Raw genomic sequence first — 21,097 nt, 5'->3', positions numbered from 1 at the left:
ACGACAATGGAGGCATTTTAGTTGGAATGATGAGTTGAAAAAGGTACTCGGTAAAAACGTTGAATTAGTAGAAACGCAAGTAGAGTGCCTCAAAAATTCACGTGAAAAAACAAGTATATGGAAATTGGTGGTCACTGATGGAATGGAATCCATTCCGATTGTACTAAAAATTTACAAACCACCATTGAAAGAAAATCATACAGTGGAAATGAATATGTATCAAAAAGCCAATAAAGCTTTGTTTGAATTTATGCCGCAAGTATATTGGATTGAGCCGAATGTAAACGCCGTAGAAATCTGGATGTTTATTGAGTATGTAAAACCATTACGCGGACAAATTAAACTTGCCCCAAAACACTTTGATAACATCATTCCAACCTTGGCGAAATTTCATGCTACAACATTCGATAATCGCATAATGCAGCATGGTGACATTTTCGATGCTTGGCTCCCCTATTATGATTCAAGGTCGATGGCTTTAGAAAGAAGTAGCCATATTGAAAAAACAAAGGAATACCTCGATCTGGCAATGAAGGACCCTAGTTTAAGGGGATTGGTGGAACCTAGCTATAAAGTCATTCAACATATTTTACAAAAAGGCCCCATATTCTTCCCTGAAATGTTGGAAAGCGGGCAGAGCCTCATACACGGAGATCTCCATTTTCATAATATTAGTTGTCAAAATGCAAGTGAGAATCAAGACTGGAGGATTCGATTTGTTGATTGGGAGTCTGCAAAATATGCTCCTGGATGGTTTGATCTTGTAGTCCTTGTAGAAATATTAATCGATTTTCGCAAAGATTGGCAAAAAGATGCAGAGGACATACGAAAGCATTGTACACATTTATATACCCAGGAAATGAAAAAGCATGGTATTACATTTCAGACGGATACACTACAGCTTTTGAAAATGACTTATTTACAGAGAACCTTAGAGAAAAGGCTGCTTAATCACTTGCGCAGAGTGTTAAGGGGAGAAAAAAGTATACTTCTAGAAAGATATTTGGAGAAAACTATGACTTGGGGGATAGAACTCGGATTATATTAATACATCCGAAAAGAATAGAAATCAAGTGTAAGAGGAGATTTTAAATAAGAATTCAAAAGGGTGGTAAGTTACCATCAAAATACTTGTTACTGGAGAGCCAGATTTATTCGTTACCATGCATGAGTTATACATCTAATGCGGACATGAGACAGTCATCATTGATCATTTTTTTGCAAAAAAAAAGATGCTGTTCTTCCTCAAGTCCATTGGTAACCATCTCATGAATTGCTTAACGGGTTAAGTGTAATTTTTTAATTATGATAAAACAATTAAAGAAAGTAAATAGAGATATTTTAGGGAAAACATCGAAAATGAAAAAAGCGCAAATAAGGGGAGTGTTATCGTATTGAATGAATATAATGCAATAATAGCTAAAGGGACTATCAGTATTAAAGATTTAAAAGAATACAAGTTGATTGGGAAGGGAGCAGATGGATCGGTCTTTCAATTGACATCTGAGCGTTGCATTAAAATTTTTGAAAAGGTACAAACAAAAGCATTGGAACTTAAGGCACTGCAAGTGGGACAATCTTCCCCAGTTATTCCCCGACTTTATGAGGATGGAACAAACTATATAATCATGGAGTATGTAAAAGGACTTTCTCTCCCACAGTATTTAAAAAAAGAGAAGCAATTGCCTGAACCAATAGTGGAAAAAATTCTTGCTATGCTGGATGAATTGAAAAAAGTAGGATTTGAGAGATGCGATACAGAGGTTCGTCATATTTTATTTAATGAAGATATGGAAATAAGAGTGATCGACCTTAAGAGGGCATTCGGCTCGGTTAGATCCAACCCTACTAAATTTTTAGAAGGAATAGAAAAGAAAGGTTATTTAGAAGAGTTCATGCTACATGTAAAGAATCTTAGTCCAACCCTTTATAACGAATGGAAAAACATTATTGATTGACTTCAGCGCAACGACTTTATGAGCTTGTAATAAAAACAAAGCCATATATTTTCACAAAACCTTGTGTATTAAGATTGTATTAATATGAATTCTCAAGAGATTTTTTCAGCACGAAAAAGAGGCAACCCTCAGTTAATTTTCTAGAACTTTTTGGTCAGCCTCTATTCTTATGCTTGGAAGGATTGTTCCAAGTGTTTCAATACAGATTCTTTTCAAGTTAGACTGGTCTGTTTTTTGAGGTCTCTGAAAAAGTACTCTTATATTAACTAAGCCACCCTTTCTCGATTTATCGAGAAAGGGTGGCTATTCTTTTGTATAATAAATTGAAACAAAGGTCAGTGAATTGAAACACAGACACGGATATGATGTTGCCTCATACGGGGGGCTATTTGGTATGCAAATGCAAGGAGCCATGGCCATATTTGCAGTGAATCTCAAAAGATTTATGACATTTATAAAGGAATCAAAATAAAAATACACAAGAAAAAGGCGAGATTTCGTTCAAATCGAACGAAATCTCGCCTTTTTTTCTAATCTGACCTACTTAAGAGTTTTTTAAAGCAAGTTTTTCAGTGGCCTCGCTTTTTTGAAAAAATTTTCCATTAAAATGTATAGTATTATTCACATTATGTTAATAATAGTATACAATAAGAATATAATACTTAACATGAAGGAGTGAAGAGTGAAATGCTCCAAAATCGAGTAAAAGAACTACGTGCACGATTTGGATTTTCGCAAGGTCAGTTAGCTGAACGAGTTGGGGTAACAAGGCAAACTATTGGTTTTATCGAAAAAGGCGAATTTTCTCCATCGATTACTTTGTCTTTGAAAATTGCAAGAGAGTTTGAAATAACAGTGGATGAATTATTTTGGCTAGAGGGGGAGAAATCAATATGAAGAAAGATTTTCGAGTGCAATACCCATTATGGCAAATGGCGTTTATCGTATTGTTTGGTTTTATGGCATTTAGTATCACTGGAGTCTCAACAGAGCTCAACCAAAATTCACAAGGATTTAGTTATTCTTTAGAGTTTAATCCGATAGAGTCAATTTTCTTATTTGGAGCACTTTTCATTTCATTTATTTCAATCCTTATATTCACAAGAAAAATCTCTAACCATAATAAACAAAACCCAGATCAAAAAATATCGATGTGGCAAATTAGACCTTTAGAATATTTAGAACAAGATGAGGGTATGACGCACATCACAAGAAGAGCAGCGCAAAAAGTGTATACATTTTTCGTGTGGGCTCTCCCATTACTCGCAGTGATGTACATGGTTTTTGACTTACCTAGATTTTGGATGATTTTAGGAATTCTGTTTCTAGCCTTAATGCAGTACTTAATTTACTACTTAGAAATAAGGAAACATCTAGGGGAGGAAGAAGAGTGATGTGGGAATACTTTTTAATTTTTTTAGGGTCTGCCATTCCTTGGCTTGAACTAGCGGTCATACCTATAGGGATTGTTGCGGGATTATCCCCATTTTGGGTGATGGTTATGGCGTTCACAGGAAATTTATTGACCGTTCTACTTCTTATCATTGGGTTTGATAAATTTAAAGTGTGGTGGCTGAAACGTCGAGAAGTAAAAAGAAAGTCGGCATCTAAACGTTCTGAACGTGCGAAGAAAATTTGGAGTAAATATGGTTTACCGGGACTTGCTTTGCTCGGACCAATCTTAATCGGCACCCATATTGCGGCATTTATTGGCATGACTTTAGGGGCTAAAAAAAAATGGACAACAATTTGGTTAACCATTAGTATCGCTTTATGGACTTTAGTGTTCGGTGTTTTAACGGCTCTTGGGTTTGATTTCTTTTTGCAAGATATATAAAAGGAAAAAGTCTCCGAATGATACGGAGACTTTTTTTATCCTTGAAATGACTGTTCTAAGTGTTTTAGTACTGATTCTTTTTCAGGTTCTGGAGCGGTCTGCCACCATTTTTCAAAAAACACACCAAGTCCTGGGAGTAAGTGTTCTTCTCCACGTTTAATTGCATCCTCTACTACGTCACGAATTTGTGAAGCATCGTTACCAATCATGTTGGCCGTAATAGCATCTCGAATTTGAAAGTTCATAATCTCGCCTCCTCACACCTCTCATTTTGTCCGCTGTCCTCGCCACTTATACATGAATTTGTTACACTTAAAGAAAAAGGTGGTACAAATACAAATGAAACGCATTGAATCCTCACAAAACGCTCAAGTGAAACATTGGAAAAAACTTGTTACTGTTCGAAAAGACCGAGACAAATCAGGAGAATTTTTAGTAGAAGGTTTCCATTTAGTAGAAGAAGCTTTGAAAGATCCTTCTTGGGTTCTGACACTTATTGTTAGAGAAGGGATGAAGATTCCTTCAGACTGGAATCTTGAAGATGTTAGTATGGTAGAAGTAACGATGGAAATTGCAAAAGAAATTGCTGAAACTGAATATTCACAAGGCATTTATGCACATTGTATTCAACCTAAATCTACTCAAAATGAGCAGCAAAATTGGACGAATGTCTTGATGATAGATGCAGTCCAAGATCCAGGCAATGTCGGAACCATGATTCGTACTGCGGATGCGGCTGGACTTGATGCAGTTATTTTAGGGAAAGGTTCAGCAGATGCTTATAATCCGAAAACAGTGCGTTCTGGTCAAGGGTCTCATTTTCATATCCCAATCGTAAAAGGTGATTTATCGGAATGGCTACAAACGTTCAGAGGGAAAGGAATACCTGTCTATGGTACTTCATTAGACGATGCGGTTACATATAAGCATGTGGAGCCACAGTCGCAATTTGCTTTAATTATGGGTAATGAAGGAAGTGGATTGTCACCAGAACTTCTCGTTCAAACTGATATGAATTTGAAAATCCCATTACACGGACAAGCCGAATCTTTAAATGTAGCAGTCGCTACTGGGATTCTTCTGTATACATTAATCCCTATAGAAAATGAATCTTGATGAAAATTTGAATTCCGCGTATACTAGATAGTAATTTGATACGTTAAAAACTGTGACCGGGAAGAGTACATGAAACCCTTTTATCTAGGAAGTTTGCACCCAGACTGAAAGTGCAAATATAGAAGATTCATCGAAGTTCACCCCGTTAGTTGCCATCAGGACCAGCGATTGCTGTAAAGATGTGCCGGTGAAGAGCCGTTAATTCAATGAAGTGATTACGTCTGGAAAGTCAGCGTAGTAATCAGGGTGGTACCGCGAAATAGTTCCTCGTCCCTTTTTCAGGGGCGGGGTTTTTTATTTTTTTAGAGGGAGGATATACACATGCAAGAACAATTACAACAATTAAAACAAGAAGCAATCGGCAAAATAGAAGCCGCTTCAAACGTGAAAGAACTACAAGATGTTCGAGTTGCCTATTTAGGTAAAAAAGGACCGATTACGGATCTGTTAAAAGGAATGGGTAAACTACCTGCTGAAGAACGTCCTAAAATGGGTGCACTTGTAAACGTAGTTCGTGAAGAAGTAACGTCAGTTTTGGATGAGCGTTTAGTTTTACTAGAAGACGCGGCAATTCAACAACAACTTGAAAATGAATCAATCGATGTAACATTACCAGGTCGTCCAGCAAAAACTGGAAATCACCATCCATTAACACGTGTGGTAGAAGAAATTGAAGACTTGTTTATCAGCATGGGATACGAAATTGCTGAAGGTCCTGAAGTTGAAAAAGATTACTATAACTTTGAAGCATTGAACTTGCCGAAAGGTCATCCAGCAAGAGATATGCAAGATTCATTCTATATTTCTGAAGATATTTTACTTCGTACACACACATCTCCAGTTCAAGCTCGCACAATGGAAGCAAAAGGTGGAGAGCCAATCAAGATTATTTGTCCAGGTAAAGTGTATCGACGTGATAGCGATGATGCGACACATTCACACCAATTCACTCAAATCGAAGGTCTAGTAATTGGCGAGAACATTAATATGAGTGACTTAAAAGGAACATTGTCTGTATTTGCGAAGAAAATGTTTGGCGATGATCGTGAAATACGTTTGCGTCCAAGTTTCTTCCCATTCACAGAGCCTTCTGTTGAAATGGATATTTCATGTTTCAAATGTGGCGGTAGCGGCTGTAACGTTTGTAAAAAAACAGGTTGGCTTGAAATTTTAGGTGCCGGTATGGTGCATCCAAATGTCTTAGAAATGGCAGGGTACGATTCAAAACGTCTGTCTGGATTTGCATTCGGTATGGGACCAGAGCGCATTGCGATGTTGAAATACGGAGTGGAAGACATTCGTCATTTCTATACGAATGACGTGCGATTCGTTTCGCAATTTCACCGGACTGAAGTGTAAGGAGGAGATCACATGTTAGTTTCAACTAAATGGTTAGCTGATTATATAGATACAAAAGGGTTAGATCCTGCGGAACTCGCTGAAAAAATTACTCGTTCTGGGATTGAAGTGGACGCAGTTATCGATCGTTCACATGGAATGACAAATGTTGTAGTGGGTCATGTTTTAGAATGCGAAAAACATCCTGAAGCAGACAAGTTATCTATTTGCCAAGTCGATGTTGGGGAAGAAGTAACTCAAATTATTTGTGGTGCTCCAAACATTGCAAAAGGTCAAAAAGTGATCGTTGCCCGTCCAGGTGCTGTTTTACCTGGTGGAATGAAAATTAAAAAAGCGAAGCTTCGCGGAGAAGAATCAAACGGTATGATCTGTTCACTTCAAGAACTAGCAATTGAAGGGAAACTTGTACCTAAAGCTTATGCAGAAGGAATTTACGTATTACCAGTGGATACACAAGCGGGTGCTGATGCACTTGAAGTTCTTGGTTTACATGACACAGTGCTCGAACTTGGTTTAACACCTAATAGAGCAGATGCGATGAGTATGTTAGGCGTAGCATATGAAGTAGGTGCAATTCTTTCGGAAGATATGAAGTATCCTGAAATTACGTATTCAACATCATCAGAATCTGCTGAAAATGTCTTGAAACTTCGTGTGGAAGACATGGATGCAAACCCACTATATATCGCTAAAGTCGTGAAAAATGTAAAAATTGGTGAATCTCCATTATGGTTACAGCAACGTTTAATGGCTGCTGGAGTACGTCCTCATAATAATGTAGTGGATGTAACGAACTATGTATTAATGGAATATGGTCAACCGCTTCATGCCTTTGATTATGATCGTTTGCAAACAGGAGAAATCGTTGTGCGAGCTGCTCGTCAAGGTGAGAAAATTACTACATTAGATACGCAAGAACGTGAATTAGCATCACATCAATTAGTCATTACTAATGGTCAAGAAGCGGTTGCGATTGCTGGAGTGATGGGTGGAGCAAATTCTGAAGTTCATGAAGGCACGACAACTATCGTTATTGAGTCAGCATACTTCAAGCCCGCTTCTGTTCGCCAAACGTCTAAAGATCACAATTTACGCAGTGATGCGAGTTCGCGTTTTGAAAAAGGCGTGGATCCAAACCGTGTGGAAGCAGCTGCAGAACGTGCTGCTCAACTAATTGCTGAACTTGCTGGAGGAGAAATCCTACAAGGAAGTGTAGTAGTAGACGAACTGGATAAATCACAAAAAGAAGTGGTTGTATCTCCAGATTTCATTAATAATCGTTTAGGCATGAAAATTTCCTTAGAAGATATGACGTCTATATTAAGTCGTTTGAAATTCGAATTCGAAGCAGCAAATGGTTTGCTTTACATTAAAGCACCTACACGTCGTCAAGATATTCAAATTGAAGAAGACATTGTAGAAGAAATTGCTCGTATATATGGATATGACGAAATTCCAATAACACTGCCTAAAGGGGAATCGACTCCGGGTGGCTTAACTCCTTACCAAGCACAACGACGAATTGTTCGAAACTACTTGGAAGGTGCTGGATTGCAACAAGCTATTACGTATTCATTAACATCTAAAGAACTTGCGCAGAGCTTTGCACTAGAAGCTGCACCGGTGACACAATTATTAATGCCTATGAGTGAAGACCGTAGTACATTACGTCAATCGTTAATTCCACATTTACTTGAAGCTGCGACATATAACATTGCACGTAAAGCGGATGCTGTAACGATGTTCGAAACGGGTTCAGTATTCTTAGGTGAAACTTCAGAAGGACTTCCTCATGAAGAAGAACATGTTGCTGCAGTAATGACAGGGAAATGGCTTGATCATAGTTGGCAAGGTGAACGCAAAACAGTAGATTTCTTTGTGTTAAAAGGAATCATTGAAGGCTTGTTTGCGAAAATAGGATTAGATAAACATATGTCATTTGAGCAAGCGCAAATGGACGGTTTACATCCTGGTAGAACAGCTACAATTAAATTAGCCGACAAAATGATTGGTATAGTGGGGCAATTGCATCCAACCGAACAGAAGAAACGTGATTTAAAAGAAACATATGTGATGGAACTGAACTTGGCGAAATTACTAACTTTCACTTTAGAACCATTATTGTACACACCAGTACCACGTTTCCCATCTATCTCACGCGATATTGCGTTAGTTGCGGAACGAGCGAAAGCGGCTGGAGAACTAGAAAAAATCATTCGCAGTGCGGGTGGTAAGTTATTGAAAGATGTACGTGTCTTTGATTTATACGAAGGTGAGAAAATGGAGCCAGGTCAAAAATCGGTCGCATTCTCTTTAACTTACGAAGATCCAGAACGTACATTAACTGATGAAGAAGTCGTGAAAGCTCATTCGAAAGTGTTAAAAGCACTAGAAGAGCAAGGAAACGTACAACTTCGAGGATAACTGAAAGAAAATAAAATGAAGAGGTGGACGTGAAAAAAGTGCCTGGCACTTTTTACGTCCAATCTCTTCTTTTTTAATGATGATAAAGAAGAATGACTAAATTGAGCGATGGCTCAGTTGTAATAAACAGGGTTCACGTTGTAATTATTGAGGCTGACGTTGTAAAAATGGATGGTCTCGTTGTAATTATGAGCATTCACGTTGTAAAAGTATATATATGGAAGTTTTTGATAGGGTGACGTCAAACTTCGAGGATAAAAAAGAGCTGATTCTTTTCACGTGATTGTGATTAGAAATAGCTCTTTTTGTTTATTTATTTGAGATTAATCAGGTGGTTATTATCGGACTTATTATATTTTCCAACAAGAAGAAAAGTGATGAATGAAATAAGGATCAGTATGATAAAAAGTTTTTTAAACAACTTGATACCCCCCATACAACCAGCTATCTTTTTTTCTTTTGGGCTAAAGCCATCGCTTTTTGGCTATTTGCAAAATGCCATTTCGTTATGGATTTTAACTCTTCTTCACCTTTATCTAATAATATTTTCGCAGCAATTTCGTCTACTTTAGAGCTTGCTCCTTTTGGGATCGTAAATCCTGTTTTTAGGCTAAGCTTATCCATCTCTTCCAAAAATGCGACGCGAGCTAAAATCGAAGCCGCAGCAACCGAGACATGAAGTTGCTCAGCTTTAGTTGAAAACAAGACATTTTCACGAATGATTTCCTTTTCTGCTTTCACATGGTTGTAGTAAATACCACGTTCGGCAAATTGGTCGATTAAAATGAACTCTGGTTTTTCAGGAGCTATTTTAGTGAGCACATGTTTCAATGCTTGATTATGCAACAAGGCTTTTATTTTCCCTTGTGACCAACCCTTTGCTTGCACAGTGTTATATTTTTCATTGCCAAGAATTAAAATGCTATAGGTTAAGGATTTTTTTAAATCAGGAGCAATTTTGCGCATCAAATCGTCGGTTAGCATTTTCGAGTCCTTTACACCTAAAAATTGAATAAGCTCTACTTTATCGGCAGGAACATAACAAGCTGCGACGGTCATGGGACCAAAAAAGTCACCAGTTCCAGTTTCGTCCGAACCAAGCACTGATTTCAACGCAAAGCCTTCAGGCAATGTATCGCCTTTTGCTGAACTGATTTTTTTAGCTGTTTTTTCTTGAGTCGTACCCCAGCGCATCGCTTCTCTTGTAGCGCCTCCACCTTGAAACAAAACTTTTCCCGATTTATAAGCAGTAATTGAAGTATCTGATAGTTTTGCTGCAAATATAACTCCTGGAGCATTGCGCTCAATTTTGCTTGTTGCATAATAAGACATCACGTTTTTTATTTGAGTAGTTGTTAGTAATAGTACTTCGTTTGACATAATCACTTTCCTTTCTAATGGTGTGTATTCCCAAGTCTATCTATTTCATGGTATGATATATAGTAGGATTTTGATGAGGAGGGTACCCTTTGTCAGAGCAACATAAAATACGAGTTTCAGTAGACATTTATGGGCAAACGTATAAAATGCTCGGTTCCGAAACGAGCGGTCATATGCGTCTAGTAGCCTCAATGGTTGATGATAAAATGCGAGAAATTAATTCGCACAATCCCTCATTAGATAGTGCAAAACTAGCAGTTCTTACTGCGATCAATACCGTTCACGAAAATGTTAAATTAATAGAACAAGTCGAGCAACTAGAAGAAGAAATCAAAAGGTTAAAGGGCTGAATAAATGTTAGATATTATTATTTTACTTGTATTATTTATAGGATTATTCGTAGGTGCTAAACGAGGATTAATCGTTCAGTTGATACATATGACTGGTTTTATCATTGCGCTTGTAGTCGCCTACACGTATTATAAACCACTCGCAGAGAAATTTGTGTTATGGATTCCATATCCTACAGTAGACTCGAGTTCAAGGCTTACATTCGCAATCGATAAACTTGATTTGGATCAAACATTTTATCAATTAATCGCGTTTGCACTTATCTTTTTTGTTGTGAAATTCGCGTTACAACTAGTAGCATCCATGTTCGACTTCCTATCATACTTGCCAATTTTAGGGTTTATCAGTAAAATCACTGGAGCTATTTTAGGATTCATTGAATTTTATGTTTTCTTATTCATATTAATTTATGTAGTGGCGTTATTGCCAATCGAACCTTTCCAGAGCTTAATCGAAAACTCTAATTTAGCTGAGTCTATGCTTACAAAAACTCCTTTTATATCAGAGACGGTTAAAAATTGGTGGTACATCTATACTGAATGATGACTTCTCTCATCCCGAGAGGAGTTTTTTTAAAGAGGATGTTCAAAAAGTCCGCTTAAAATAGCTGAGGCCTGCAGAAGGCAGGTCATGCAGCCGTTGCCACGGAAAGTGGCGAATTTAGGCTGTATACCTTAATCGTTGGCTTGCTTCTCCGCTCCTCACGTATCAAAACCATACGCTGCGGTGCTCGAAGGCTACGCCGCCTCGACCTACTCGGCTCTTTTAATGCTCCTTTTTGAACAGGGTTTTAAAGACTGGAGGAATAGATATGAATAAAAAAGTGGTTATCCGAACTTTAGAGAAAATTGCTTTATATATGGAATTAAAAGGAGAAAACCCATTTAAAGTTTCTGCTTTCCGTAAAGCGGCACAAGCACTCGAACTTGATGCAAGAAGCTTTTCTGAAATCGACGATGTTACGAAATTAAAAGGCATTGGAAAAGGTACTGCTGCTGTTATTGATGAATTGAAAGAAACGGGAAAGTCTTCAGAATTACAGGCATTAGAAGCATCTGTGCCAAGTGGACTGTTACCACTATTAAAACTTCCAGGTCTTGGTGGAAAGAAAATAGCGAAGTTATATCAAGAACTCGGAGTCGATTCAGTAGAGTCTTTAAAACAAGCTTGTGTTGATGGGGAAATTCAGTCACTAGCAGGTTTTGGTGAAAAAACACAAGTGAAAATCTTGAAAGAATTGGACCAGTTTGAATCAAGACCAGATAGATTACCTATTTGGCGCTTAGAGACGGCAGTGTTATTTATCGAAGCTATCTTAAATAAAATCACACATATTGACAAGTTTTCAGTGGCAGGTAGTTTTCGCCGAGTGAAGGAAACAAGTAAAGACCTTGATTTCATCATCGCAACCACAGATATTGTTACAGTAAGAGAAGCTCTATTAAAAGAGTTGCCCGTTACTGAAATTATTGCAGCTGGCGACACAAAAGTTTCAGTTACGATTGATCTTGAAGAAATGATTGATGTCGATTTTCGACTAGTTGAACCTGCAGCTTACGTAACAGCTCTTCATCATTTCACTGGATCAAAAGATCATAACGTCAAGCTCCGTCAGATAGCTAAAGCTGAAGGAAAGAAAATCAGTGAGTATGGAGTGGAGCAAGAAGATGGCTCAAATCAAACATTTGAGACGGAACATGATTTCTTCGCGCATTTTGGACTTCCTTATTTTCCACCCGCTGTGCGTGAAGATTCCAAAGAATTTAACCGTCAAGATGAATTAAAAGATCTTATCAATAGGGAATCTATAAAAGCCGATTTACATATGCATACCACCCATTCAGACGGTGCTCATACCTTGCGTGAAATGGTTGAAGCATGTTTGGCAAAAGGGTACACTCATATGGCCATTACAGATCACTCACATTATTTGCGCGTAGCAAATGGTTTATCTGCAGAACGTTTACGCGAACAAATTAATGAAATTCGCAAAATTCAAAAGGAGTATCCATCGATTCACATTTTGGCGGGTACCGAAATGGATATATTACCGGATGGCTCACTAGATTTTGATGATGACCTTCTTGCTGAACTTGATTTTGTTATTGCATCGATTCATTCAAGTTTTAGCCAACCACAAGAAAAAATTATGGAACGATTATTTACGGCTATGAAAAACAAACATGTCGATATGATTGCCCATCCAACCGGACGTATAATTGGAAAACGTAACGGCTATAATCCAGACGTTTCACAATTAATCAAATGGGCTGCTGAATATGGCAAAATTTTAGAATTAAATGCCAACCCGCATCGACTAGATTTAGCTACTGAATATTTAATTGAAGCTCAAAACTTACAAGTACCGATTGCTATCAATACAGATGCGCATGCTATAGACCAGTTAAGATTTATGGATATCGGCGTGAAATATGCACAAAAAGCATGGTTAAAAAAAGACTTGATTGTAAATACATGGTCTTACGATAAATTGAAGAAGTATTTAAACGATTAAAATTCACTAAAGAAATTAAGGAGGTGTTTTGAATGATAACGAAACGAGCATTGAAAACACTCGAATTTGATAAAGTGAGAGAACAAGTTGCGAATTTTTGTACATCCTCACTTGGTCGAGCCCAATTAGATTTACTTGAACCTTCCATCGTATTAGAGGAAGTTAAGCGGTTGTTAGATGAAATGGATGAAGGTCTAGATCTCTTACGCGTACGTGGCAATGTGCCAATGGGCGGCATATTTGATGTGCGAGGACATGCAAAACGCGCACAAATAGGCGGGATGTTAAGTCCGACTGAACTAATGGAAATAGCGAGTACCATTCGTGCTAGTCGCATATTACGTCAATTTCTCGAAGCAGTAGAAGTATCGGAAGATATAAAAATCCCTTACTTTATTGAACGAAAACAAGCACTCCCCATCTTAACGGCTCTTGAACATGAAATCATTGCGTGTATTGATGATAATGGTGCAGTTTTAGATAGTGCAAGTACCCAACTACGAACGATTCGTCAGCAATTACGGTCTCAAGAAAGCCGTGTACGTGAAAAATTAGAAAGCTATACACGTGGGAAAAATGCATCGAAAATGTTATCCGATTCCATTATTACGATACGAAATGATCGATTCGTTATTCCAGTAAAACAAGAGTACCGTGGAAACTATGGCGGAATCGTACATGATCAGTCCTCTTCTGGACAAACGTTATTTATCGAACCCGACGCAGTCGTGCAAGCGAACAATGAAATTCGACGACTCAAAATGAAAGAACAAGAAGAGATCGAGCGTATATTATTGGCCTTATCACTGGAAGTACAAGCTGTAGCACATGATTTATTTGGTCTCGTTCAAATATTAGGTGAAATAGATGTTATTTTAGCCAAAGCAAAATATGGTCAAGAACATAAATGTACGAAACCAACAGTCAACGATAAAAGTATCATACGTTTAGTGAAAGCCCGCCATCCATTATTGAATATTGAAGAGGCAGTTGCGAATACCATTGAATTTGGTGATGATATTACAGCAATCGTCATTACAGGACCAAATACAGGCGGTAAAACAGTTACGCTTAAAACGGTTGGATTATGCACATTAATGGCGCAAGCTGGTATTCCTATTCCCGTATTAGATGGTTCTGAAGTGGCGGTATTTGATCAGATTTTCGCGGATATCGGAGATGAGCAATCTATTGAACAAAGCTTAAGTACATTCTCGTCTCATATGGTCAATATTGTTGATATTTTATCAAAGTTCGATGAACGCAGCCTTGTGCTATTTGATGAACTTGGAGCAGGTACAGACCCCCAAGAAGGAGCAGCGCTTGCCATTTCATTGTTGGATGAAGTTCATGGTCGAGGTGCGCTTGTCATGGCAACGACTCACTATCCAGAATTAAAAGCTTACGGCTATAACCGACCTGGTGTAGCGAATGCTAGTGTGGAGTTCGATGTTGAAACATTAAGTCCAACCTACAAATTATTAATTGGTGTCCCTGGACGTAGTAATGCTTTTGAAATTTCAAAACGACTTGGATTGCCAAAACATATTATTACCCATGCTCAATCATTTACAGGCACAGACCGTCACGAAGTGGAATCAATGATTGCTTCGCTTGAAGTCAGTCGCAAACAATCTGAAAAAGATGCGGAACAATCGAGTATATTACGACTTGAATCAGAGAAGATTAAAGCGGATTTGTCTGCTCAATTACAACACTTTGAAGATCAAAAAGAAAAGGTCGAACAAAAGGCTAAAGATAAAGCTCGTAAAATTGTGGACGAAGCAAAAAGAGAAGCAGAAGGCATAATTGCAGAACTTCGAGCGATGCAAAAAAATGCTCAACACGTAATTAAAGACCACGAATTAATCGATGTTCGTAAACGCTTAGAAAAAGCAACACCGGAAAATACCGTATTGAAGAAGCAACAACAAATCAAAGCACGCCAAATGACCCTAACTAAGGGTGATGAAGTGAAAGTCTTGAGTTATGGTCAAAAAGGAATCTTACTTGATAAAGTTTCAAACAACGAATGGAGCGTTCAAATCGGGATTTTGAAAATGAAAGTAGCGGAAAATGACTTAGAGTATCTCAAACCAGAGAAACAAAAAGAAACAGTTGCTATGTCCCATGTTAAAGGTCGAGATACTTACGTAAAATTAGAACTGGATTTGCGTGGAGAACGATTTGAAGATGCCATTCTCAGAGCTGAGAAATACATTGATGATGCCGTTTTATCTAGTTATCATCAAGTATCGATTATTCACGGCAAAGGAACAGGTGCACTGAGACAAGGTATTCAACAATTCTTGAAAAATCATTCGCGTGTAAAAAATTATCGATTTGGTGAAGCAGGAGAAGGCGGACACGGTGTTACCATCGTTGAATTAAAATAATCGGCTCAGTTCCAGCGTAATATATTTGGCTTTCAGGTATTTGAAACCAAATCGCGTTTCATCCGTAAAAACTAGAAACGCTTGAAGGAGTAAACATATGTTAAGTCTGAATTTTTGGCAGCATCCCTTAGTAGAAACAGCTGGGTATTTTAGTGTCGTCGTATTATGTTTGATTTTAACAATGATATTGTTTGAAATCGTTACGAAGTATAATAACTGGCAAGAGATTCAAAAAGGAAATGTTGCAGTAGCAATGGCTACTGGTGGTAAAATTTTCGGTGTAGCGAATATTTTTCGCTATTCCATCGAAAATCATAATTCACTCTCTGAAATGATAGGGTGGGGTTTATACGGTTTCGCTTTACTCATCGTTGCGTATTTCTTATTTGAATTTTTAACACCAAAATTCAATATTGATCGTGAGATTGAAAATGATAATCGCTCTGTCGGATTCATTTCTCTATCCATTTCTGTTGGATTGTCATTTGTTATCGGTGCAAGTATTTCATAGGAGTGGTAGTAGTGGAAAAATTAGCAAAAGTATTACTTGTGGTTTGTATCGGTTTTTTCATTGTAGGCATCATCTTTTTATATGGAAAATGACTAAAGTCGCATGGGGTGTGTAAAATGTCCCATGCTTTTTTTAATAAAAATTGAAAGCGGATACATGATTCCCTATAATAAAGAATAGGAATATTCAAACGATTATAAAAAGGGGGAAACATAAAATGACTACAAAACCATGGTTGGCGCAATATCCACCAGAAATTCCGCATACACTGTCATATGAAGCAATTCCAGTTCAGGAATATTTGACACGCGCTTTTCAAAATTATCCGGAAAAAGTGGCCATTCATTTTCTTGGGAAGGATGTCACATATCGAGAACTCTATGAATCTTCTCTAAAGTTTGCTAGCTATTTACAAAATCTAGGAATCCAAAAAGGTGATCGTGTTGCGATTATGTTGCCGAACTGCCCTCAAAATGCAATAGGCTATTATGGGATTTTGTATGCAGGGGCAATTGTGGTTCAAACCAACCCGCTGTATACGGAACGTGAAATTGCTTACCAAATGAAAGACTCTGGTGCAAAAGCTATTTTATCACTCGATATCTTGTACCCTCGAATAACAAAGGTAATAAAAGAAACAGAGTTAGAAAACATTATTATTACAGGCATTAAAGATTACTTACCGTTCCCGAAAAACAAAATTTATCCATTTGTTCAAAAGAAACAATATGGATTTACGGTTAAAGTCGAACATCGTGGAATGAATCACTTATTCCCAGAAGTTATGAAGGTAGGGAAAGTTGAAAAAATTGAGGTGCCTTTTGATTTCGAAGAAGATGTGGCGATTTTACAATATACGGGGGGGACCACTGGATTCCCTAAAGGTGTCATGTTGTCACATAAAAATTTAATTTCAAATGCAACGATGTGTGATTCTTGGCTATATAAGAGTAAAAAAGGTGAGGGGACAATTTTAGGGATTTTACCATTCTTCCATGTTTACGGTATGACGACCGTGTTAATTTTATCTGTCATGCTTGGAAACCGCATGGTATTATTACCTAAGTTTGATGTTGAAACAGCTTTGAAAACGATTGATAAACAAAAACCAACTTTGTTCCCAGGTGCTCCAACCATTTATATTGGATTATTGAATCACCCAGATATTGCGAAGTATGATTTATCATCAATTGTAGCTTGTTTAAGCGGTTCCGCTCCATTACCAGTTGAAGTTCAGGAAAAGTTTGAACAAGTTACAGGTGGTAAATTAGTAGAAGGCTATGGATTAACTGAGTCTTCACCTGTTACGCATGCTAACTTTGTTTGGGCGAATGACCGAATTAAAGGATCAGTTGGAGTTCCATGGCCAGATACTGATGCAGCTATTTTCCAAGTAGATTCTACAGAGCCAATGCCAGTAGGTGAAATTGGCGAGATTTGTGTTCGTGGTCCGCAAATTATGAAAGGTTATTGGAATCGTCCGGAAGACACTGCACATACAATGCGAGATGGTTGGTTATTGACTGGTGACTTAGGGTATATGGATGATAAAGGTTATTTCTATGTAGTTGATCGTAAGAAAGATATGATTATAGCGGGAGGATACAATATTTATCCTCGTGAAATCGAAGAAGTATTGTATGAACATCCGTCTATTCAAGAATGTGTAGCTGTAGGTGTTCCAGATGCTTATCGTGGAGAAACCGTAAAAGCTTATATTGTTTTAAAAGAAAATGAACAAATTACTGAAGAAGAGTTAAACACATTCTGCAGGGAACACTTAGCATCCTTTAAAGTTCCACGAATCTATGAATTTAGAAAAGAGTTACCAAAAACAGCGGTAGGGAAAATCCTGCGTCGTTCATTAGTAGAAGAAGAAAAGGAAAAAAATAAAGAAGCCAGTGCTACGTCGTAACATCTCTTGACAACAGTAGTTCTTCAGTCTAAGATGAAATTGTGAATGAACATTCATTCACAATTTCATTTTTTGGGTGGTGATATCTTTGAAACGAGACAAACCGAAGTTTAAACAAATAATCGATGCAGCCGTAGTCGTGATTGCGGAAAATGGGTATCACCAAGCACAAGTTTCCAAAATCGCAAAACAGGCAGGCGTCGCTGACGGAACCATTTATTTGTATTTTAAAAACAAAGAAGATATTTTAATATCTGTCTTCCAAGAAAAAATGGGGCTATTCGTTGATAATTTACAAACCATTATTAAGGATGGTACAAATTCGTCAGACAAACTATTGAAAATGGTGGAAAATCATTTTCGTGTGCTAGCGACAGATCACCATTTAGCTATCGTTACTCAGTTAGAATTACGCCAATCTAATAAAGAAATTCGTTTAAAAATTAATGAAGTGTTAAAAGAGTATCTTATGTTACTAGATGATATCTTGATTGAAGGTATTGAAAATGGTGAATTTAGTGAAGAATTGGATATTCGTCTTGCGAGACACATGGTCTTTGGTACAATTGATGAGACGATCACTACTTGGGTAATGAATGAACAGAAGTATGATTTAATGAAATTAGCTCCTAAAGTTCATAAATTATTACTCGGTGGTATGAAAGCATAAGTGAAAGGATGGACGTCTATGGAATTTTTAAGTTGGACTGTAGAAGATCACGTTGCGAAAGTAACGATTAATCGACCACCAGCAAATGCATTATCACGCGCTCTTATTGTCGAAGTTAATGAATTAATGGATGCTGTTGAGAATGATGATAGTGTTCGTGTTATCGTATTGCACGGTGAGGGTCGTTTCTTCTCAGCGGGTGCAGACATTAAAGAATTTACTCAAATTAAAACTGGAGAAGAATTTTCAGCTTTAGCTGCTAGCGGCCAAGAAATTTTTGAACGTCTAGAACGATTCTCTAAACCTTTCATCGCTTCGATTCATGGTGCTGCTCTTGGCGGTGGTCTTGAACTTGCCATGAGTTGTCACATGCGTATCGTATCTGAAAATGCTAAACTAGGATTGCCTGAATTACAGCTTGGCTTGATTCCTGGTTTTGCTGGAACTCAGCGTCTACCTCGTTTAGTGGGTATGCCTAAAGCAGCAGAAATGCTGTTAACTAGCGAACCAATTAGCGGATTAGAAGCCGTTAAATGGGGACTAGCAAACCGTGCATATGCAGAAGAAGAATTACTTGCGAAAACAATGGAACTTGCTACTAAAATAGCTAAAAAGAGCCCAGTTGCAATGAAAGCTGCGATTGAAATGCTACAATACGCGAAGACTTATGCGTATAATGAAGGTGTGAAAGCAGAAGCACAATCTTTTGGAACCGTTTTCATTTCTGAAGACGCGCAAGAAGGGATTTCTGCTTTTATTGAAAAACGCGAACCATTGTTTAAAGGAAAATAATCACTAGTATTGGGAGGTTTGCAACATGAATATTTATGTGTTGGTAAAACGTACATTTGATACAGAAGAAAAAATTGTCGTTTCAGGTGGCAAGATCCAAGAAGACGGCGCAGAATTCATCATTAATCCTTACGATGAATATGCAATCGAAGAAGCAATCCGAGTTCGTGAAGCTCACGGCGGTGAAGTGACTGTATTGACAATGGGTGGAGAAGAAGCTGAAAAGCAACTTCGTACCGCACTTGCAATGGGCGCTGACAAAGCTGTTCTTATTAATACTGAAGATGATTTAGATGAAGTGGATCAATTTACAGCTGCTCAAATTTTAGCTGATTATCTTAAAGATAAAAACGCAGACTTGATTTTAGCTGGGAACGTTGCAATCGATGGTGGATCTGGACAAGTTGGACCACGTGTTGCTGACTTACTAGACATCAACTATGTAACTACTATTACTAAATTAGAAATTAACGGAACTCAAGTTCATATTGTTCGTGATGTAGAAGGCGATTCTGAAGTCATTGAAACTTCATTACCACTTTTAGTTACTGCACAACAAGGTTTGAATGAACCACGTTATCCTTCATTACCGGGGATTATGAAAGCGAAAAAGAAACCGTTAGAAGAAGTTGAATTAGATGATTTAGATATCGATGAAGATGATGTTGAAGCTAAAACGGAGACGATCGAAATTTACATGCCTCCGAAAAAAGAAGCGGGTCGAGTGTTACAAGGCGATCTATCAAACCAAGTACAAGAATTAGTACAATTACTTCGTACAGAAGCAAAAGTGATTTAATTTTATCTATAGATTTGTAATTGGAGGGAAACACATCATGACAAAAAAAGTAATCGTATTAGGTGAAGCACGTGAAGGCGCTTTACGTAATGTATCTTTTGAAGCAATCGCTGCAGCGAAGAAAATTTCAAGCGGTGGAGAAATTGTAGCTGTTCTTTTAGGAGACTCTGTACAATCTCTTGCAACTGAAATGATTCATTATGGAGCAGACCGTGTGGTAACTGTTGAACATCCACATTTAAAAACATATACTTCTGACGGCTTCAGCCAAGCAATTATGGCAGTAGTTCAAAGTGAGCAACCAGACGCATTTGTTTTCGGACACACAGCTCTTGGGAAAGATTTATCACCTAAAGTAGCAAGTAAATTAAAATCAGGTCTTATTTCTGATGTAACTGCTATCGAAGGTGAAGGGGCAGATGTTGTTTTCGTTCGTCCTATCTTCTCAGGTAAAGCGTTTGAAAAAGTGAAAATCAAAGAAGGTATTGATTTTGTAACAATTCGTCCAAACAACATCGATCCATTAGCACACGATTCTAGCCGTTCTGGTGACGTTTCAGCTGTCTCTGTTGAAATTACGAACCTTCGTACCATTATTAAAGAAGTTGTTCGTAAATCAACTGAAGGCGTCGATTTATCAGAAGCGAAAGTCATTGTTGCTGGTGGTCGTGGCGTGAAGAGTGAAGATGGTTTTGAACCATTAAAAGAATTAGCCAGAGTATTAGGCGGCGCAGTTGGAGCATCTCGTGGTGCATGTGACGCTGACTACTGTGATTATTCACTTCAAATTGGACAAACAGGTAAAGTTGTAACACCTGACTTGTACATTGCAGCAGGTATTTCTGGTGCTATCCAACATTTAGCGGGTATGTCGAACTCGAAAATTATCGTAGCGATCAACAAAGATCCTGAAGCAAGTATTTTCAAAGTGGCTGATTACGGAATCGTTGGAGACTTATTCGAAGTCATTCCAATGTTGACGGAAGAATTCAAAAAACTAAAAGCTAATTAATTTTACATAAAACTCCGTGAAGTGAAAAACTTGCGGAGTTTTTTAAGATTTATTTTCTTTAT

The 21,097-nt window shown here is 37.8% G+C and carries 20 protein-coding genes, 1 pseudogene and 1 other annotated feature; of the genes and pseudogenes, 19 read left to right on the top strand and 2 right to left on the bottom strand.

The window, feature by feature from the left end; translation table 11 throughout:
* The first annotated feature begins 34 nt into the window (after positions 1-34).
* The 6 genes and pseudogenes from C8K15_RS04920 to C8K15_RS04895 all read left to right on the top strand — a co-directional run bounded on the left by C8K15_RS04920 (position 35) and on the right by C8K15_RS04895 (position 3,795).
* Positions 35-1,048: an aminoglycoside phosphotransferase family protein gene (locus C8K15_RS04920; RefSeq protein ID WP_158268255.1), complete on the top strand. Its 1,014-nt coding sequence runs from the start codon at positions 35-37 to the stop codon at positions 1,046-1,048.
* 346 nt (positions 1,049-1,394) lie between these two features.
* A complete protein-coding gene (locus C8K15_RS04915) occupies positions 1,395-1,958 on the top strand; it encodes a serine/threonine-protein kinase (protein WP_233260379.1) in 564 nt (187 codons plus the stop codon).
* Positions 1,959-2,280: 322 nt separating this feature from the next.
* Positions 2,281-2,430, top strand: a pseudogene (locus tag C8K15_RS04910) (IS5/IS1182 family transposase); the annotation flags it as partial.
* A gap of 215 nt (positions 2,431-2,645) precedes the next feature.
* Positions 2,646-2,855 carry a helix-turn-helix transcriptional regulator gene (locus C8K15_RS04905; protein ID WP_108585318.1) on the top strand — a complete coding sequence of 70 codons (210 nt, stop codon included), beginning with the start codon at positions 2,646-2,648 and terminating at the stop codon, positions 2,853-2,855.
* Complete coding sequence (locus C8K15_RS04900) at positions 2,852-3,352, top strand: hypothetical protein (protein ID WP_108585317.1); 501 nt, start codon at positions 2,852-2,854, stop codon at positions 3,350-3,352. The genes C8K15_RS04905 and C8K15_RS04900 overlap by 4 nt, the downstream gene beginning before the upstream one ends.
* Positions 3,352-3,795, top strand: coding sequence for a small multi-drug export protein (locus C8K15_RS04895; RefSeq protein ID WP_108585316.1), 444 nt, complete (start codon positions 3,352-3,354; stop codon positions 3,793-3,795). The genes C8K15_RS04900 and C8K15_RS04895 overlap by 1 nt, the downstream gene beginning before the upstream one ends.
* A 35-nt stretch (positions 3,796-3,830) precedes the next feature.
* On the opposite strand, the gene sspI is transcribed toward C8K15_RS04895, so the two are convergent.
* Complete coding sequence (gene sspI, locus C8K15_RS04890) at positions 3,831-4,040, bottom strand: small acid-soluble spore protein SspI (protein ID WP_024534275.1); 210 nt, start codon at positions 4,038-4,040, stop codon at positions 3,831-3,833.
* A gap of 94 nt (positions 4,041-4,134) precedes the next feature.
* Here sspI and C8K15_RS04885 point away from each other — a divergent pair, with 94 nt between their 5' ends.
* From C8K15_RS04885 to pheT, 3 genes are all read left to right on the top strand, one after another.
* On the top strand, positions 4,135-4,911 hold the full coding sequence (locus C8K15_RS04885; RefSeq protein WP_108585315.1) for a TrmH family RNA methyltransferase: 777 nt from the start codon (positions 4,135-4,137) through the stop codon (positions 4,909-4,911).
* Positions 4,912-4,954: 43 nt separating this feature from the next.
* Positions 4,955-5,189, top strand: a binding site (T-box leader).
* Between the two features lie 43 nt (positions 5,190-5,232).
* Positions 5,233-6,270: a phenylalanine--tRNA ligase subunit alpha gene (gene pheS, locus C8K15_RS04880; protein ID WP_108585314.1), complete on the top strand. Its 1,038-nt coding sequence runs from the start codon at positions 5,233-5,235 to the stop codon at positions 6,268-6,270.
* Between the two features lie 12 nt (positions 6,271-6,282).
* Positions 6,283-8,694: a phenylalanine--tRNA ligase subunit beta gene (gene pheT, locus C8K15_RS04875; RefSeq protein WP_108585313.1), complete on the top strand. Its 2,412-nt coding sequence runs from the start codon at positions 6,283-6,285 to the stop codon at positions 8,692-8,694.
* Positions 8,695-9,138: 444 nt separating this feature from the next.
* Here the strand turns inward: pheT and rnhC are convergent, their stop codons facing one another.
* Positions 9,139-10,074, bottom strand: a complete 936-nt coding sequence (gene rnhC, locus C8K15_RS04870; RefSeq protein ID WP_108585312.1) for a ribonuclease HIII — start codon at positions 10,072-10,074, stop codon at positions 9,139-9,141.
* An 89-nt stretch (positions 10,075-10,163) separates the two neighbouring features.
* Between rnhC and zapA the strand changes: the two genes are divergently transcribed.
* The 10 genes from zapA (at position 10,164) to C8K15_RS04820 (ending at position 21,035) form a co-directional block, all read left to right on the top strand.
* Positions 10,164-10,424: a cell division protein ZapA gene (zapA, locus tag C8K15_RS04865; protein ID WP_108585311.1), complete on the top strand. Its 261-nt coding sequence runs from the start codon at positions 10,164-10,166 to the stop codon at positions 10,422-10,424.
* A gap of 4 nt (positions 10,425-10,428) precedes the next feature.
* A complete protein-coding gene (locus tag C8K15_RS04860) occupies positions 10,429-10,968 on the top strand; it encodes a CvpA family protein (RefSeq protein ID WP_108585310.1) in 540 nt (179 codons plus the stop codon).
* A 268-nt stretch (positions 10,969-11,236) separates the two neighbouring features.
* Positions 11,237-12,940 carry a DNA polymerase/3'-5' exonuclease PolX gene (polX, locus tag C8K15_RS04855; RefSeq protein ID WP_108585309.1) on the top strand — a complete coding sequence of 568 codons (1,704 nt, stop codon included), beginning with the start codon at positions 11,237-11,239 and terminating at the stop codon, positions 12,938-12,940.
* Between the two features lie 32 nt (positions 12,941-12,972).
* Positions 12,973-15,336 carry an endonuclease MutS2 gene (locus tag C8K15_RS04850; protein ID WP_108585308.1) on the top strand — a complete coding sequence of 788 codons (2,364 nt, stop codon included), beginning with the start codon at positions 12,973-12,975 and terminating at the stop codon, positions 15,334-15,336.
* Positions 15,337-15,433: 97 nt separating this feature from the next.
* The gene (locus C8K15_RS04845) at positions 15,434-15,847 is read left to right on the top strand and encodes a DUF350 domain-containing protein (protein ID WP_108585307.1); all 414 of its coding nucleotides are present in this window, start codon (positions 15,434-15,436) and stop codon (positions 15,845-15,847) included.
* Between the two features lie 217 nt (positions 15,848-16,064).
* Positions 16,065-17,762: a long-chain-fatty-acid--CoA ligase gene (locus tag C8K15_RS04840; RefSeq protein WP_108585306.1), complete on the top strand. Its 1,698-nt coding sequence runs from the start codon at positions 16,065-16,067 to the stop codon at positions 17,760-17,762.
* An 88-nt stretch (positions 17,763-17,850) separates the two neighbouring features.
* Positions 17,851-18,432, top strand: coding sequence for a fatty acid metabolism transcriptional regulator FadR (locus C8K15_RS04835; protein WP_108585305.1), 582 nt, complete (start codon positions 17,851-17,853; stop codon positions 18,430-18,432).
* Positions 18,433-18,450: 18 nt separating this feature from the next.
* The gene (locus tag C8K15_RS04830; RefSeq protein WP_108585304.1) at positions 18,451-19,224 is read left to right on the top strand and encodes an enoyl-CoA hydratase; all 774 of its coding nucleotides are present in this window, start codon (positions 18,451-18,453) and stop codon (positions 19,222-19,224) included.
* A gap of 25 nt (positions 19,225-19,249) precedes the next feature.
* Positions 19,250-20,023: an electron transfer flavoprotein subunit beta/FixA family protein gene (locus tag C8K15_RS04825; protein WP_108585303.1), complete on the top strand. Its 774-nt coding sequence runs from the start codon at positions 19,250-19,252 to the stop codon at positions 20,021-20,023.
* A gap of 37 nt (positions 20,024-20,060) precedes the next feature.
* Positions 20,061-21,035, top strand: coding sequence for an electron transfer flavoprotein subunit alpha/FixB family protein (locus C8K15_RS04820; protein ID WP_108585302.1), 975 nt, complete (start codon positions 20,061-20,063; stop codon positions 21,033-21,035).
* The last annotated feature ends 62 nt before the right edge of the window (positions 21,036-21,097 follow it).

It is taken from the genome of Paenisporosarcina sp. OV554 (assembly GCF_003058165.1).
GTDB lineage: Bacteria > Bacillota > Bacilli > Bacillales_A > Planococcaceae > Paenisporosarcina.
The sequence above is the reverse complement of the archived record's forward strand: the minus strand, read 5'-3'. Positions and strand labels throughout refer to the sequence as shown.